Below are 14170 nucleotides of genomic sequence, written 5' to 3'. Positions count from 1 at the left end.
TCGACTCCCTGACCGGCGCCGTGGGGTCTCAGGCCGAGACGACGACCGACCGCTTCATCGCGTGTTGGGTCTTGACTCGAAGCCATAGAAGGGTCCCCGACATTCCCCGTTCCGGGGAGCGCGAGCTGCACTCGCGCAGCGGTGACGGAGCACCGCCGGTAGGAGGCCGCTACGCGGCCCGTTTCCCCGTTTTCTTCACCTCTCCGCGGTCTCAACCTATTTCGCTCCACCGGCTACGTGCCACCGCTATCGGACGCGCCCTGCGGGCTTATTTCGCCCGATAGCGGCGTCACTGCGCCGCCTCCACTCAAACGGTTCTTCCCGCCGGAGAGGCAAAGAAAAACGATCAGCCAGAGGGAGACACACCATGACTCAGCAGCGCGGCACCCGTACCGAGGTCATCAAGAGCGAGTACCACGGACCCGGGACGGAGGGCATCAGCCGGACCGCCCGTCAGGTGGTCATCGTCGGCGCCGGTGGCCGCGACCCGGTGACCGAGCAGACCCCTGCCGTGCACCTGGTCACCCGCAGCGGAGCGGTCGCCGGGGTGACGCTGCAGCACTTCGAGCCCGTCGAGCCCGTGGGGGAGGGCCGGATCGGCTACATGGCTTCCGGCGCCTACGTCGTCGTTCCGGTCGACGTCGCGCGAGCGCTCGACCTGTTCCCGGCCGCGTACGCGCTGCACGACCGCAGCGAGACGCCCGCCGACTACCGCGACAACGACTGAACCCCCGAGACGAGAAGGAGACAGAGCATGCTCACCATCACCCACACCCCCGAGGCCGGAACCCTCATCGAGGGCACCAGCCGCGGGGACGGCACCGCCGAGATCCTGAAGGCGTCCGGCTGGCGCTGGGGTCGCTCCATCGGCGCCTGGTACGTCCCGCAGTCCCGGGACCGCCTGCCGAAGTGGTGGACCATCAACCGCGCCGCGACCGCCCTGCGCGACGCCGGACACGAGGTCACCATCGAGGCCGAAGAGACGTTCCGCCCGACTGCCGAGGCGGAGGCGGCGACCATCGAGCGTCAGGCGGCCCGCGTCGACGCGCTCGACGCGAAGGCCGACCGGCGAGCAGCGGATGCCGACACCGCCGACGCGGCCGCGCGCCGCGCGTTCGATCGGCTCCCGGAGGGTGGCGAGCCGATCAAGATCGGCCACCACTCCGAGACGCGGCACCGTAACGCGATCGTGAAGGCCCACAACGCGATGGGTCGCAGCGTCGAGGCCGACCGCGAGGCCACCCGCGCCCGCGCCCGCGCCGACGTCGCCGCCCACACCACCGAATCCCGCTACGCGCCGGGAATGGTTGCCCGCCGGATCGACCGGCTCGATACCGACATTCGCGGCTACACGCGGAAGATCGAGGGCAGCTCGCACAACTTCGGCGGCGGCTACATCGAGACGACCGCCCCCGCCACCGGCGACCGACTCGACCGGCTGCACGCCGAGCGCGCGCAGCTCGAAGATCAGCGCGACTACTGGTCGGAGGTCCGCGAGGCGCAGGCCGCCGCCGGACAGGTCACGATCTACAGCCGCGAGACGATCGCCAAGGGCGACGCGATCAAGCACAAGCACGGGTGGAGCGTCGTGACCCGCGGAAACCCCAAGACCGTGACCGTCGCGCTGGACTGGAACGCCGGGACGCGCCCCTACTCCGTCGCCTACGCCGACGTGCAAGGACACCGCACCGCCGCGGAACTCGGCGCGGCCCGCGAGGCTGTCGCGGAGACGGCCGCGGCGAGCTGAGCGGGCGAGGGCCGGCCTCCGGGCCGGCCCGTGAGGGGCGACCCCCTCACACTCCCCGGCATCCCCGTTCCGGGGGCGCGAGCTCCGCCCGCGCAGCGGTGACGGAGCACCGCCGAGGGGAGGCCGCTACGCGGCCCGATTCCCCGTTTTCTTCACCTCTCCGCGGTTCAAACCTATTTCGCTCCACCGGCTCCGCGCCACCCATTCCGGACGCGGTCGCTGCGCTCCCTTATTTCGCCCGGAATGGGCGTCACTCCGCCGCCTCCACTCAAACGGTTCTTCCCGCCGGAGAGGCAAAGAAAAACGATCAGCCAGAGGGAGCACCCACACCATGCAGACCGCCACCGAATTGCAGACCACGGCTAAGACCTATCTCACGCTCGCGAACACCCGCGCGGTGAGCATCCGCGTCGTGGGCACCGACCCCAGGACGACGCCCTCCGTGCTCGTCACCCGCCGCAAGTCCGGTGTCTGGGAGGCGTGGCACTCCGACGAGCTGCACGGCATCACCAGCGGCTCGTTCCGCCACTGCGTCACCCACGCTCGCCGCGCAGCGATCCGCCGCGTCGCCCCGTTCATGAGCCGCTGAGAGGACCACACCATGACCCCCACCGACACCGGCCGCGCCACGGCCGAACAGCTCGCCCTCATCCTCGACACCCGCCGCGCCGAGTCCGACGACGACGCGACCGCCGCGGACGCCGAGATCCTCGCGCACATCCGCAACACGCTCACCCTGCCCGGAGAAGGGGCCCCCGGCGGATTCCCGGTCACCGACGACGGCACCGCCTACGCCGCCGCGCTGATCGCGTTCCTCACCCCCGCCGAGAAGCAGGACACCGGCGCGGCCCTGGCCGCTTTCCTCACCCCGACCCCGGAGACGCTGGACGAGCGCGCGGCACGCATCGAGTCGAACCGGCGGGTGGATGAGGGGTGGCAGGCGCTCTCCCCGGCGGAGCAGGCCGCGCAGATCGCGGCCGTCGAGCGGACGGAGAACCCCGGCGGGCCGTGCGACTGCGCCAACTGCTACGAGCCCGCCGACCGGTAGCCGCGCGGTGCGGGCCGGCCTTCCGGGCCGGCCCGTGAGGGGCGACCCCCTCACACTCCCCGGCATCCCCGTTCCGGGGGCGCGAGCTCCGCCCGCGCAGCGGTGACGGAGCACCGCCGAAGGGAAGCCGCTACGCGGCCCGTTTCCCCGTTTTCTTCACCTCTCCGCGGTTTCAATCTATCTCGCTCCGTCTGCTACGTGCCGAGCATTTCGGACGCGGGCGCAAGCGCCCTTATTTCGCCCGAAATGCTCGGCACTCCGCCGACTCCACTCAATTGATTTCATCCCGCCGGAGAGGCAAAGAAAAACGATCAGGAAGACGACAAAAGCCCCGTAGTTGTACTAGAACCACGGGACCCGTCGCCTCAATGATCGCACATTGATCAAGGAGAAACCATTGTGAACACCACCGCAACCGGGACCATCGAGCACCTCGACCCGACCGCCCTCGTGATCGAGCAGAACGTCCGTACCAGCGCCCCGCTGACGAAGGAGTTCATCGACTCCATCCGTCAGAGCGGCATCCTCTCGCCCGTCCTCGGACGTCGCGACGAGCACGGCAACGTCATCGTCCGCGCGGGGCAGCGCCGGACCCTCGCGAGCCGTGAAATCGGCCTCGCGACGATCCCGGTCTACGTCGTGGAGGGCGACGACAAGATCGCCGAGCGGATCGTGCAGCAGATCATCGAGAACGACCAGCGCGCCGAACTCACCACCGCCGACCGCACCGCGGCGTGGGCGCAGCTGTCGTTCGAGGGACTGTCGGCCGCGAGCATCGCCAAGCGCACCGGCACCAAGGCCGCAACCGTGAAGGCGGGCCTGGCGGTCGAGGAGTCCGCGGTCGCGCGGACCGCGCTGCACGAGCACGAGCTGACCCTGGACCAGGCCGCGGTCATCCTCGAATTCGAGGACGACGACGAGGCGCGCGCCGACCTGATCGCCGTCGCCACCACCAACCCGAGCCAGTTCACCCACACCGCCGAGCGCTACCGCAAGGCTCGTGCCCGCCGCGTCGCCGTCCTGGTGGAGGAGGCGAACCAGGAGGCCGCGGGCTTCACCGTCCTCACCCGCGAGCAGGTCGACGGTGAGGGCAGCGCGTGGGTCGTCATCGACCCGCTGCGCACGGAGGACGGCAAGCGCGTCACCGTCGAGCACATCGCGACCATCGAGCCGCGCGGCGTCCTCGTGAGCACCATCTACGACGGCAACACCCACGTCTCTTACGCGATCCAGGACCCCGCGGCCCACGGATTCAGCTACGCCTACAACGCGCCCGCCGAGCCCGAGACGGAGGAGGAGAAGGCCGCGAAGTCCGCCGAGCGCCGCATCCTCCTCGCGAACAACCGCGCCTGGATCGCCGCCGAGACGGTGCGCCGCGACTGGATCGCGACGCTCCTGTCCCGAAAGACGCTCCCGAAGGACGCGGAGCGCGTCATCGCCCTGGGACTGACCGCGCACCGCTCCTCGGTGTCGGGCGGGATGAGCAACGGCAATGCTCTCGCGCACACCCTCCTCGGCGTCACCCAGCCCTCCGGCTACCACGCCGACGCGCTGGCCCCACTGGTCGAAGCGAACCCCGCAAAGGCCCGCCTGATCGCGCTGGCCATCGTCCTCGCAGGGCAGGAGGCGAACACGAGCAAAGAGTCCTGGCGCCGCGGCGACGCCCGCGCCGCCGCTCACTTCCGCCAGCTCGCGGCCTGGGGTTACGCGCTCTCCCCGGTCGAGCAGGTCGTCACCGGCGACACCACCGCCGCCGACGCCGCGGCCCTGAACTAGCCCGCTCCGCGGGGACCGGCAGCCGCCGGTCCCCGCCCTCCTCCCTCGACTCTGCAGAAAGGCCCACCATGACTACCACCACGACCCCCGCCCCCGACGTCGATGAGTGGGGACACACCCCCGCGCTGCGCGCCGCGCAAGTGTTCGTCAACGTCGCCGCCGAGTCTGGCGACACCCGCGCCCTTCACGTCGCCGTGCGCGTCCTGCTCACCGCCGCCGCTCACCACGCCTGGCCCACCGCCACGGCCCTCGTCTTCAAGCGCGAGACGGTCGGCACGTTCGCCGGATTCTGGGCGCTCTGGCGTGTCACCGACTCCGGACACCGCGTGCTGCGGGAGTGGGAGGACGAGCCCGACGAGATGAGCGACGAGAGCGACGAGGAGCGCGTCGCGCTCGACCTCATCACCAACAGCCACGAGACACAGGACTACGCCGACACCTTCGGACCCCTCAGCGAGGGCGTGGCGGTCGGATACCACCTCTACATGCTCTGAGCGTGCGTGCGGGCCGACCCGGAACGGGCCGGCCCGCACGAGGGGGAGAGCCCCCTCGACCCCCCGTCACGCGCGTGGAACGGCCACCCGCGCTCGAGCGGTGGTCAGCGGCGGGGACGCGCCTTGTGCGTCTTCCCCGCCCGGATGTTCCGGTTCTCGATCACACCGACGACGGCCAGCCCGATCGCGACTGCGACGAGGAGCACCCAGCCGAGGACGTTGAACCACTGGCCGGCGAACGCCGCGAACGTCTGCTCGCCCGCGATGCTGGCGAACATCAGCGACAGGCCGAACCAGACCATGCCGTTGCTGACCAGCGCGGCACGAGCCAGGGGAGTGCGGGGATTCGCCATGCCCTCACCCTCGCAGTTGAGGCTGGGACTGACCCCGATGGAGTGCCGCCGAGCAGCGGGACCAGGGCGACTTGCTTACTTGATGACAAGTAGACAAGTCAGTTCGCCGGCTGCCCGTCGCCGTCCCGGCGCCGTCGAGCTCGACGCAGCTTCGGGAAGCCGTTCAGCGCCTCGAACGTGATGATCGAGCGGGTCAGAGTCTCTGTCCCCAGCCGCTCATAGGCCCGTCGAGTGATCGGCCGGTTTCGGCAGAAGGTGTCGTGAAACCACGCCCGCGGGAGGTACCCCTCCGAGTAGAGGTCGTGGAAGTAGGTCGCGATCGCTTCTTTCAGCAGCAGGTCCGACCACAGCTCCGCCGTAGCCGGCGGCAGGCGGAAGAACCTCACAGCGGCGATCACACGCCGCGCCACCGCCGACACGCTCGCCACCGTCAACGCGAGGAAGAAGAGTCCGAGGAACCAGTGCTGCCCGTCGTTGCCGTTCGCGAAGATGGCCCAGGTCAGCAGGCCAGGGAACGCGACACCGACCAGCGCGTAAGGAATCGCGGTAAGTAGCGATCGGCGCTCCGCTGTGCGCAGCGCCGTCGCCGCGTGGCCGGCCTCGCCCAACTCGCCTCCGAGCGTCGGGCAGCGCGTCGTCACCGTGAACGAATCCGGGACGGGCGTCCCGTGCAAGTGCTTCGCGTTCAGAGCGCGATGCAAGGCGACGTCGCGCAGCTCGTTGTCATCGGCGCCGGTGAGATACCCCTCTGGCACCGCGTACTGATGCGCGGCGAACGCCAGCAGCTCGTGCGACGGCTCGACGCGCTCGTCGCCGTCCCCGAAGATCGAGGCGGCGGGAGAGTAGTGGATCATCTTCCCGCCGCGCGAGAACACCGACCGAGCGACCGCCGAGCGCACGCGCTGGCGATCGCTGCCGTCCGCGTTCGCTGTGATCAGGCCGCCCAGGCGTCCCCACGGTCCGCGATACAGGGCCGACATCTCCCGCACGACACTCACCGGCACTCCTCCCGTCCGACGCTCATCCGAGCGTCAACGGTAACGCCGCCCTAGTGGGCGTCGTCGTACGCCTTCTGGACCTCAGCAGAGATGCGGCCACGCTCGGAGACGTTGCGGCCGTTCTTCGCCGCCCACTCCCGGATCGCCTTCAACCGCTCCGGGTCACTCTTCCCGCGCGAAGGAGCCGAGGAGCCGGCGTTGCCGTCACGCCGCACGCGGCGGCCGGCATCGACGTACTTCTCGAACACGCGGCGCAGCTCGGCGGTGTTCTCTGCCGACAGATCGATTTCGTAGTTCGCGCCGTCAATCGAGAACGTGACGGTTCCACCGTCACCCTCGATCGGAGAGCCGTCCAGGTCATCGATAAGAGTGAGCTTCTGCGCCATCAGGGTTTCTCCAAGCAGGTAAAGGTAGTCGCCTCATGTCTAGCAGTCACGCATTCCCTATTGCCGTTGCCCCCACGCGCCGTTCCAGTACTCGGCGTTTTCGCTGAGTGTGCGGAGTACCTCATCGGGCGCTGCCGAAGCTGGCCAGAATTGAAGAAGGTACCGATCGACCACCCCCTCCGCGAACTCGTCAGCATTCCCGGCGTCACGGCCCTGAGCGCTCACCCGCACGCGATAGCTGCCCGCCGGCAGAGCGAGGTCTCCGCCCGACATGCCGCCCCACCCTTCCCACCGGACGGCATCACCGTCCTGGAACGCGGCCGACACCTCGACAACATCGTCCCAATCACTCGGCGCCGGCTCCCGCTCCCACAGCTCGACCCGCACCCCAGAACCACCCGACCGTCGCGCCATCACGACATGCACAACGCCCGGAACGGCCGCAGCGACCCAGCCGTTGACCTGACCGGCGAAGAACCGGTCCGCGTCCCCGTCCCACATGCCTGTCTGCGTCACCGTGAACTGCCCGTAGTCGGTCATCACAACTGCGTCCATCAGCACCAACACCACGGACGCACTCTAACCAGCACCGGTGCAGCGCGGCCCGCGCGATCCTGGCCGACGTCGAACGCCAGCTCGACGCCAACAGCGGCGCCCGCCGCGACCGCTGGCAGCCCGCCAGTGATCGCGCCCGAGGAGCCTACGGAGAAAGGATCGCGGCGCCGGCGGCTGCGCCGCCACCGCATCGGGCGCGCTCGGGGTCAGCGTGATGCGCAGCTCCCGCGCCGACTCATCCGGCGTCGACGTCGACCACTCGGCCGGATCGTGACCGTCCGGGACGACGTAGCCGCCACAGTCGACCACGGCGCCCTCCCGGTCGACCGTGACGCTCTGCACCAGCAGAGTGCCGGAGTCGTCGTACGGACTTCGCCCTTCGAGGACGTGGGTCGCGTCGATCCGGAGGCTCTTCGACCAGGAGAGCCGGCCGACGACGCCGGCCGGTGACGACGCCCACCATTGAGTGCCGTTCCACTCCACCCGCAGCTCGTCTCCGACCCGCACCGCCCCCACATGCTCAGTGACCGTCGAGTGGTACAGGCTCGACAGCATCGGGGTCCCGCGGTCCGCAAGAGTCTGGGAGCGCGCCCCTGCGATCCCGAACCGGCGATCACCGTTCTTGTGCATGGACCCGAGCTGCGGGTGACCGTCAGCCGCGGCCGGCGCATCCGTCGACGGGTCGAGAGTCATCCGCCTAGCCTCCCGCTACGGGAGGGAGCGGATCGAGCAGATGCGGTCCGTTGTTACGGACGCTGTTCACGTCGCGGGACACCTCGTAGTGCTCGAGGTCGTGCGCGACCGCGTACGACTCCCGGTCGAGCAGCTGCATCAGAGCGTCGACGTCGAGGTGTCCGCCGAGCCAGTCGTCGTACCCGTCCGGCGTGATGCATGCCGGCATCCGGTCGTGGACCTCACCCGGCGCTACATGCGAGTCGCGGGTGATGATCGCCGTCGACAGGCGCCACTTCTCCGGATCGTCCTCCGCCTTCGACGGATCCGGCCACGCCGACACGATGCCCGCCATCGCGAGGGCCGCGTCGGGCTCGTAGATGAAGTGCGGCTGCTTCCCCGTCTCCGTGACCGTCCACTCGTAGTAGCCGGCCGCCGGGATCAGCACCCGCGACGTCGCGAACGCCTTCCGGAACATGGGCGAGCTCGCGACCGTCTCGATCCGCGCGTTGATCGGCTGCGGCCGCTGCTTCTTGAAGTCCTTCGCCCAAACCGGCACGAACCCCCAGTGCACGGTCGGCGCCGACCGCTCCCCGTCGCGCTCACGCACGACGGTCACTGGCGACGTCGGCGCCACGTTGAAGTTCGGCCGCATTCCGGCGAAGCCGCCCGTGAAGAGGTCCGGGAGCAAGCCCTCGGTGTTGTCCTTAACGACGAAACGACCGCACATGCGCCTAGCTTACGGACGGCGCCGCCCGTACTGGGGTCGACGGTGCGAGGCCAGTCAGCGCATCGAGGCACGCGGAGTAAGGAACACCTGGCCCTCACTGTTGACCTTGATGCTCATCGGACTCCGCACACTGAAACCACGACTGGTGGGTCACCCGAAGCTTTGTCGACAGTGTTCTGTGTGAATCGTAGCGATTGCCCAGGTGCGTAGACCGTTACGCCCGCATCACTTCGAGTCTGAGGGTTTTTTACTTTCTCCAAGTCTGGTCACCAAGGGGGGATTTGGCACACAGTTCCCAGAGATTGTTCTGTAAAAGCCAGGCGGGCAAGGCTCGGTGGACTTTGGCATCATTCCTCAACAATCATAACTTTTAGCGGACTAGGTTCGGTTAACGCATCGTTGATATTAAACAAGATTGCTATTCCGAAGGCCAAAACCAAGACAATAAAGCCAACGATCGTTAGCCAGGAGCGTTCTGAAACAACTTTCGCACTAGCTTCGTTTGCCTCAATTTCCTTACGCAGAATAGTTTCCAATAGATCAACAGGAGTGTAAGAGGTAGCATTGTCTAGGTAATTTTGAGTGGGGACGGCGTGGCCTTTGTCCGGTACTAAGGCCCAAATCCCTAGGGCAACCGCAACTCCAAAACCGAGCAATGGAATCCACATAAGATCTGTTGATAGGGTGCTTGCAGTTCCAACTAAACCGGCAGCGCCGACTAAAACTCCCGCGCGCGTCTGAGTTGCCGAAGATCGGGCGGAGGTCAAATCTCGCTCGCGTCGCGTCGCGTCGATCAGCATGCCCAATTGTTTTTCTAGCGCATCGGAATTGCTGCTGTGCCAAGTCAAGCCAGGACCTCCATTAACTTCGTGATTGGTGCCATCAAGCCGTTCTGCTGTCCTGCTGTGATCCCAATGACGCTGTACGCGCCTTCACGGCTCATTAGCTGAAGCTTGGCCGACGTCCAGAAACGTCGTATTCGTAAAGGGCTTTGTTGCTGTTGCGCTTTCGAATCGTCTGCACTGTTACATCGACATAACCTAGCGCAGAGAGCATGTCCGCGTACCATTTCTGCACAGGTACCTCGTGACCGGAAAAAGTGCTGTTTCCTACGATATAGGAGACGCTTCCACCAGGCTTGACGTGGCCGGCGGCGGCTTGGAAGTGAAGCCACATGTCGTAGTGGTACTTATGGACATACGCCGCGAGGACGGGTCCGCTTTTGCCACCATCGCGGGAGATGTTCTCGCAAACCGCGAGAAGCTGCGAGTCGATCGGCGTCGGATGCTCAGCAGCCCAGGAAGCGAGCTTGCTCGTCGCCGTTCCCCAGGTGCCACCGATGGCGCGCCAGTCCAAGTCACCCGCGTCACTGGGTGCGTCGAGATAGCGCGTCCAATACATATAAGGTCTGAGCTCTCGAATATACGACATGCGATTGCAATACGGTGGTGACGTGAGCACAAGGTCGGCTGGTTCAAGGTCGGCTAGGCCTGTGCGGGAATCTCCAAGTCGCACTGCGGCACTTCCGGCAAGGGTGGAAGAGGCCGATGAAGCTAGGTCAGCGGCACCGGCGAGGAAAAGCGCAATTGTTGCATCGTCATCAGTTGCCTTGAAGCGGGTCCCAGGCGCTATATCCTTGAAGCTCATGCTTTGATGATTGAATGCGGCTGAGCTGCTTGCGATGAGTGTGCGGCACAGCAATATCTCTAGTAGGTCGCGAATGTCGCCATTGTAGGTGTCGATGCTCGCCCGAAGCGTGCGCAGACCGTGGAGGGATCCAGGGCTCCACCAGCGCTCGATTCGAAAGATATCAGGCTGCCAAAGGCGGTCTCGTGCAGGAAAAGACTGAGCGGTATCAACTACGTCTGAAACTGCCCCAAGAAGAGTCGCCTCAATATCCTCTTGATAGTCGCGAGTTTTCGCATTTCCAAGCCATACAAGAAATGGATTCACATCGACTGATTGCCCCAGGTGGCCGTACTCCGCTGCTGCAAGGGGAGTGGTTCCAGTGCCACTAAACGGGTCTGTTACAACGGACCCTGGTTCGAGTAGCTCGAGCCGTTCGCGCACTACCTTGACACCGTAGGCGGGGGTAAGACGCAGCCAACCATGTCGACCCACCCCGGCGTTGGCGCGAAAAGTCATGTACTCGTTACGCGCAACACTATCTCGCGCAACTCGTTCAAGAATAGTCATTTTGCTTCCAAAAGGTGTTTGAGGACCACGTGCGTTTCTGTGCGTAGTACCGAGGCGTTGCGCTCAAAAAATGCCGCGAGGTCATAACCCACAACATTCTTGAAAAAGGCAAAAGTCGATGTCATTGTGTCGGCGGTGCCGGTCGTGCCAGCGAGGACAGCCCATCGACCCAACGTATATCGATTTCGAACAGTCTGATTGATTTGCGTGCTCATGATGGCAAGTACCGGGAGATATCCGTGAGCTACGGCCTGTACGGAGGAAGCCAAATCTCCATTTTGACGCTTACTGTCGGCGCTCTTGTAGCCTTGACGGACTTCTAATACGGCACCACGGAGAGGTACCGAAATCTTGAGGGCCTTTTGCTGTTCAGTAATCCAATTTCTAAGACGCTCGGCTGCCGCTGTGTCCTTCACGGCGTCAATTTCGATACGGCCATCCAATGTGATCAGTCGTACTGCACCCCCGTATGGAAACTCGTAGCTCCATCGAACTTGTTCCTCGGACAGGGCGAGCTGGTCGCGGAGTACGTGGCGGACCAATCGCTCGCTTCCAATGCCGAGTTGCCGGTAGAGCGAGGTCATCCCGCCAGCGGCCTTGTGTGCGGCGAACATGAGTGGCGAGTCAAAACCCATCCAGTGGTACAGCGGGTCGGACCCGTAGAGGCTCGTGAATCCGTCAAGGTCAACCTCAACCCCTCCACCCATCTTGGGGAGGTAGCCGGAACTGGTGCGCAAGGGAGACATGAGCACCTCTCGGTATTCGGCGTCATGGTCTGTCAGCGAGGGCACGTTGATCACTCTAGGTGGGCTCGCTCTCACCCTCTGCAGCCTTCGGGTGCTGAATGTAGGACGTGATCGCGTCGCGTCCGCTTGGGAATCTTCTGCCGGCCGTCCTGCGCGCAGACTGAGCCCATGACGTCGACAGAGGTGTTGAGCGCGCGAGCGCGCGACGACGCGCAGGTAGAGGCGCTGTTCAGCTCGGGGTGGCTGGCGTTCATCTCTGCCGACCGCCTCGCGGAGGAGCACCTGCCGCAGGTGCGCGAACAGTTCACCCGGTTCGAGCTCGTGGTCCTCGATGAAGACGTGCCGGTCGCTGCGGGCTGGGCGGTGCCGATCCGGTGGGACGTCACCCGGGAGGGTCTGCCTGCCGGGTACGGCGACTCCCTCCGCCGGTCACTCGAGGAGGAGGGCGAGGCGACGACCCTCGTCGTCTGCGCCGCGCAGGTGCACCCGGACCGCACCGGCGCCGGCCTCGCCGGGACGCTGCTCGGCGCGTTCCGCGACCTCAGCATCACCGTCGGCTACGACCACGTGATCGTGCCGCTGCGCCCGACGATGAAGCCGCGCTACCCGCTGACCCCGATCGACGTCTACGCGGCCTGGACCCGAGAGGACGGGCTGCCGCTGGACCCGTGGCTGCGCACACACGTGCGAATGGGAGCGACCATCCTCGACGTCGCCCCGCGATCGCAGGTGATGACCGGCACGGTCGCCCAGTGGGAGGAGTGGACCGGAATCGCCCTGCCGGCGTCAGGGGAGTACGTCATCCCCGGCGGCCTCTCGACGCTGCGCGTCGACCGCGACGCGGACGAGGGGATCTATGTGGAGCCGAACATCTGGGTGCAGCACCGCTGAGCCTGCGGGTGCTGCTCACGGCGAAGTCCCCACTTCTCGACCGCACCGCCACAGTAGAGCCACCAGCGTGCTGCCCGAACGTCATCCGAGCCGAACGCTGCTGCGCAGCTCACCTCCGCTCCACGTCTCAAGAACCCATCGATCGGGACCGGGCGACGCGCCCACTGCTTCCCCGGCCGCTTCCCGGGCCCGCTCGGCGCAGCCGTAGATCCCGATGACATCCGGCGTCTCGGCCCAAAAGGCGCTTCGCAGAAGTAGGTAGTGCTCCCCGTCGATGCTGATGCTCACACCACGGATCCTCGCTGGCCGCAGAGCCCCGCGATGGGTCCGGCACAAAGTGCCACTTCGATGGCGCGCGTCCCGTAAGGGGATCGATCTGCGGGACGCTTTCAGCGGACCGCTCGGAGGGGCTTGGCGTCGTCATCGCGTGCTGGTGATGTCGCCAGGGTCGACCGCAGGTCTTCTCGTGCTCGTTGGTAGCGGGTACGTGCGGTGGACGCGGGGACGCCGAGGAGGTGTCCTGCTTCGGTGATGGAGAAGCCGTCCCAGTGGATGAGGTGGACGAGTTCGGCCTGTTCTGGCGCGAGCCTGTCGATCGCGTCGCGCACGTCGACTCCTTCGTCGGCTGGGCGTCCCTCCGTGGGAGCGGTCGCGAGGACGCCGCGGAGCCGGCCGGAGAGGTCAGCTCGTCTGCTCTCGGTGCGAGTGCTGTTCGAGAGGACGTTCCGGGCGATGCCGAACAGCCACATCCTCGACTCCTCCGCGGTGCGGGGGAGGGCGCTGACACGGCGCCATGCGGTGAGCATGACGTCCGCGAGCGCGTCGGCGGCGTCCTCGAGAGGGAGGCGGCGTTGTAGGTACTTGAGCAGGTCGGGCGAGGCGACGCGCAGGGCCTCGGTGAGTTGCTCCGCCTCATCGATCTTCCTGCGGGTCACCAGGTCGCTCCGGGGCAGTGGGCTTCGCCGGCGATGCTGATGTTCGCGGCGTCGACGTCGACGTTCTGCGCAGTGAGTTCGGCGTCGAGGGCGTTGCTGATGATGCGTCCAACCGCGGTCGAGTACTCCCGGTCGGCGTTGTAGAACTCGGTGCCGTAGCCGGCCGACGTGCGGGATCCGTCAGCGTTGATGAAGGATTGGTCCTCGGTGCGCAGTTGCGCGACGGTCTCCTCGAGCGCACCGTCGCTGAGGAGAGCGTCGATGTCGGTCGTCTGGTAGAAGTTCTCGACTACGGCGACGGCCGCCGGATCGGTCCCTTGAACGTCTCCCATGCGCTCCTCGCATTGGACACCGCTGGGCAGCGAATAGGTGATCGAGGCGTCCGGCGTCTCCGCCCACGGCGACCACGCGCCCGTCGCCGCGGCGGCCGCTGTCGCCATGCCACCGAGTAGTACCAGCGAAGCGACTCCGGCGACCGCAGGACGGGCCCAGCGGTGGCGGCTGACGCGGGCCTCTGCCGCCGCGAGCTGTTGCAGCTCGGCCAGCTCGGCGGCGACGTCGTCCGTCACTGTCGATGTGCGGGGGCTGGACTCATTCAGCAGGACGTCCAGGGGGTCTCGGTCAGGGGCGGCAGTCATGACGG

At 66.5% G+C, this 14170-nt stretch carries 19 protein-coding genes; 7 read left to right on the top strand and 12 right to left on the bottom strand.

The features are described from left to right. The first annotated feature begins 367 nt into the window (after nt 1-367). From C5C36_RS15690 to C5C36_RS15660, 6 genes are all read left to right on the top strand, one after another. Nucleotides 368-727, top strand: a complete 360-nt coding sequence (locus tag C5C36_RS15690; RefSeq protein WP_104227120.1) for a hypothetical protein — start codon at nt 368-370, stop codon at nt 725-727. 27 nt (nt 728-754) lie between these two features. Then, nucleotides 755-1747: a DUF3560 domain-containing protein gene (locus C5C36_RS15685; RefSeq protein ID WP_104227121.1), complete on the top strand. Its 993-nt coding sequence runs from the start codon at nt 755-757 to the stop codon at nt 1745-1747. Nucleotides 1748-2078: 331 nt separating this feature from the next. Further along, nucleotides 2079-2336, top strand: a complete 258-nt coding sequence (locus C5C36_RS15680) for a hypothetical protein (protein WP_104227122.1) — start codon at nt 2079-2081, stop codon at nt 2334-2336. 12 nt (nt 2337-2348) lie between these two features. Then, nucleotides 2349-2795: a hypothetical protein gene (locus tag C5C36_RS15675; protein WP_104227123.1), complete on the top strand. Its 447-nt coding sequence runs from the start codon at nt 2349-2351 to the stop codon at nt 2793-2795. Between the two features lie 399 nt (nt 2796-3194). Continuing rightward, complete coding sequence (locus tag C5C36_RS15670; RefSeq protein ID WP_104310013.1) at nt 3195-4571, top strand: ParB/RepB/Spo0J family partition protein; 1377 nt, start codon at nt 3195-3197, stop codon at nt 4569-4571. A 68-nt stretch (nt 4572-4639) separates the two neighbouring features. Continuing rightward, nucleotides 4640-5065, top strand: a complete 426-nt coding sequence (locus C5C36_RS15660; RefSeq protein ID WP_146078855.1) for a hypothetical protein — start codon at nt 4640-4642, stop codon at nt 5063-5065. Between the two features lie 104 nt (nt 5066-5169). Here C5C36_RS15660 and C5C36_RS15655 read toward each other — a convergent pair whose 3' ends face one another. The 9 genes from C5C36_RS15655 to C5C36_RS17375 form a co-directional block, all read right to left on the bottom strand. Then, nucleotides 5170-5418: a hypothetical protein gene (locus tag C5C36_RS15655; RefSeq protein ID WP_104227071.1), complete on the bottom strand. Its 249-nt coding sequence runs from the start codon at nt 5416-5418 to the stop codon at nt 5170-5172. A 98-nt stretch (nt 5419-5516) separates the two neighbouring features. Beyond that, complete coding sequence (locus C5C36_RS17765) at nt 5517-6416, bottom strand: hypothetical protein (protein WP_104227072.1); 900 nt, start codon at nt 6414-6416, stop codon at nt 5517-5519. A 50-nt stretch (nt 6417-6466) separates the two neighbouring features. After that, nucleotides 6467-6802, bottom strand: coding sequence for an Lsr2 family protein (locus C5C36_RS15645; protein ID WP_104227073.1), 336 nt, complete (start codon nt 6800-6802; stop codon nt 6467-6469). A 57-nt stretch (nt 6803-6859) separates the two neighbouring features. Continuing rightward, nucleotides 6860-7372: a hypothetical protein gene (locus C5C36_RS15640; RefSeq protein ID WP_104227074.1), complete on the bottom strand. Its 513-nt coding sequence runs from the start codon at nt 7370-7372 to the stop codon at nt 6860-6862. A 9-nt stretch (nt 7373-7381) separates the two neighbouring features. Then, a complete protein-coding gene (locus C5C36_RS15635; RefSeq protein ID WP_104227075.1) occupies nt 7382-8050 on the bottom strand; it encodes a hypothetical protein in 669 nt (222 codons plus the stop codon). Nucleotides 8051-8054: 4 nt separating this feature from the next. Continuing rightward, nucleotides 8055-8759, bottom strand: coding sequence for an SOS response-associated peptidase (locus C5C36_RS15630; protein WP_104227076.1), 705 nt, complete (start codon nt 8757-8759; stop codon nt 8055-8057). 347 nt (nt 8760-9106) lie between these two features. After that, nucleotides 9107-9559, bottom strand: a complete 453-nt coding sequence (locus C5C36_RS17380; protein ID WP_146078853.1) for a hypothetical protein — start codon at nt 9557-9559, stop codon at nt 9107-9109. A gap of 142 nt (nt 9560-9701) precedes the next feature. After that, nucleotides 9702-10955, bottom strand: a complete 1254-nt coding sequence (locus tag C5C36_RS15625; RefSeq protein ID WP_104227077.1) for a DNA methyltransferase — start codon at nt 10953-10955, stop codon at nt 9702-9704. Then, a complete protein-coding gene (locus C5C36_RS17375; protein ID WP_146078852.1) occupies nt 10952-11746 on the bottom strand; it encodes a hypothetical protein in 795 nt (264 codons plus the stop codon). Before C5C36_RS17375 ends, C5C36_RS15625 begins: the two co-directional genes overlap by 4 nt. Nucleotides 11747-11869: 123 nt before the next feature. Here C5C36_RS17375 and C5C36_RS15620 point away from each other — a divergent pair, with 123 nt between their 5' ends. Continuing rightward, complete coding sequence (locus C5C36_RS15620) at nt 11870-12592, top strand: hypothetical protein (protein ID WP_104227078.1); 723 nt, start codon at nt 11870-11872, stop codon at nt 12590-12592. An 81-nt stretch (nt 12593-12673) separates the two neighbouring features. Here the strand turns inward: C5C36_RS15620 and C5C36_RS15615 are convergent, their stop codons facing one another. The 3 genes from C5C36_RS15615 to C5C36_RS15605 all read right to left on the bottom strand — a co-directional run bounded on the left by C5C36_RS15615 (nt 12674) and on the right by C5C36_RS15605 (nt 14165). Beyond that, nucleotides 12674-12880: a hypothetical protein gene (locus C5C36_RS15615; RefSeq protein ID WP_104227079.1), complete on the bottom strand. Its 207-nt coding sequence runs from the start codon at nt 12878-12880 to the stop codon at nt 12674-12676. Between the two features lie 101 nt (nt 12881-12981). After that, nucleotides 12982-13527, bottom strand: a complete 546-nt coding sequence (locus C5C36_RS15610) for an RNA polymerase sigma factor (RefSeq protein ID WP_104260280.1) — start codon at nt 13525-13527, stop codon at nt 12982-12984. Continuing rightward, nucleotides 13524-14165 carry a hypothetical protein gene (locus tag C5C36_RS15605; RefSeq protein ID WP_146078851.1) on the bottom strand — a complete coding sequence of 214 codons (642 nt, stop codon included), beginning with the start codon at nt 14163-14165 and terminating at the stop codon, nt 13524-13526. Before C5C36_RS15605 ends, C5C36_RS15610 begins: the two co-directional genes overlap by 4 nt. Between the last annotated feature and the right edge of the window lie 5 nt (nt 14166-14170).

It is taken from the genome of Rathayibacter sp. AY1G1 (genome assembly GCF_002932095.1).
GTDB lineage: Bacteria > Actinomycetota > Actinomycetes > Actinomycetales > Microbacteriaceae > Rathayibacter.
This window is presented reverse-complemented; position numbering and strand designations above follow the sequence as displayed.

What these genes read in the sequence shown, in the direction of transcription:
- C5C36_RS15690 (WP_104227120.1), top strand. Translation starts at nt 368, where the DNA reads ATGACTCAGCAGCGCGGCACCCGTACCGAGGTCATCAAGAGCGAGTAC.
- C5C36_RS15685 (WP_104227121.1), top strand. Translation starts at nt 755, where the DNA reads ATGCTCACCATCACCCACACCCCCGAGGCCGGAACCCTCATCGAGGGC.
- C5C36_RS15680 (WP_104227122.1), top strand. Translation starts at nt 2,079, where the DNA reads ATGCAGACCGCCACCGAATTGCAGACCACGGCTAAGACCTATCTCACG.
- C5C36_RS15675 (WP_104227123.1), top strand. Translation starts at nt 2,349, where the DNA reads ATGACCCCCACCGACACCGGCCGCGCCACGGCCGAACAGCTCGCCCTC.
- C5C36_RS15660 (WP_146078855.1), top strand. Translation starts at nt 4,640, where the DNA reads ATGACTACCACCACGACCCCCGCCCCCGACGTCGATGAGTGGGGACAC.
- C5C36_RS15655 (WP_104227071.1), bottom strand. Translation starts at nt 5,418, where the DNA reads ATGGCGAATCCCCGCACTCCCCTGGCTCGTGCCGCGCTGGTCAGCAAC.
- C5C36_RS15645 (WP_104227073.1), bottom strand. Translation starts at nt 6,802, where the DNA reads ATGGCGCAGAAGCTCACTCTTATCGATGACCTGGACGGCTCTCCGATC.
- C5C36_RS15635 (WP_104227075.1), bottom strand. Translation starts at nt 8,050, where the DNA reads ATGACTCTCGACCCGTCGACGGATGCGCCGGCCGCGGCTGACGGTCAC.
- C5C36_RS15630 (WP_104227076.1), bottom strand. Translation starts at nt 8,759, where the DNA reads ATGTGCGGTCGTTTCGTCGTTAAGGACAACACCGAGGGCTTGCTCCCG.
- C5C36_RS17380 (WP_146078853.1), bottom strand. Translation starts at nt 9,559, where the DNA reads ATGCTGATCGACGCGACGCGACGCGAGCGAGATTTGACCTCCGCCCGA.
- C5C36_RS15625 (WP_104227077.1), bottom strand. Translation starts at nt 10,955, where the DNA reads ATGACTATTCTTGAACGAGTTGCGCGAGATAGTGTTGCGCGTAACGAG.
- C5C36_RS15620 (WP_104227078.1), top strand. Translation starts at nt 11,870, where the DNA reads ATGACGTCGACAGAGGTGTTGAGCGCGCGAGCGCGCGACGACGCGCAG.
- C5C36_RS15605 (WP_146078851.1), bottom strand. Translation starts at nt 14,165, where the DNA reads ATGACTGCCGCCCCTGACCGAGACCCCCTGGACGTCCTGCTGAATGAG.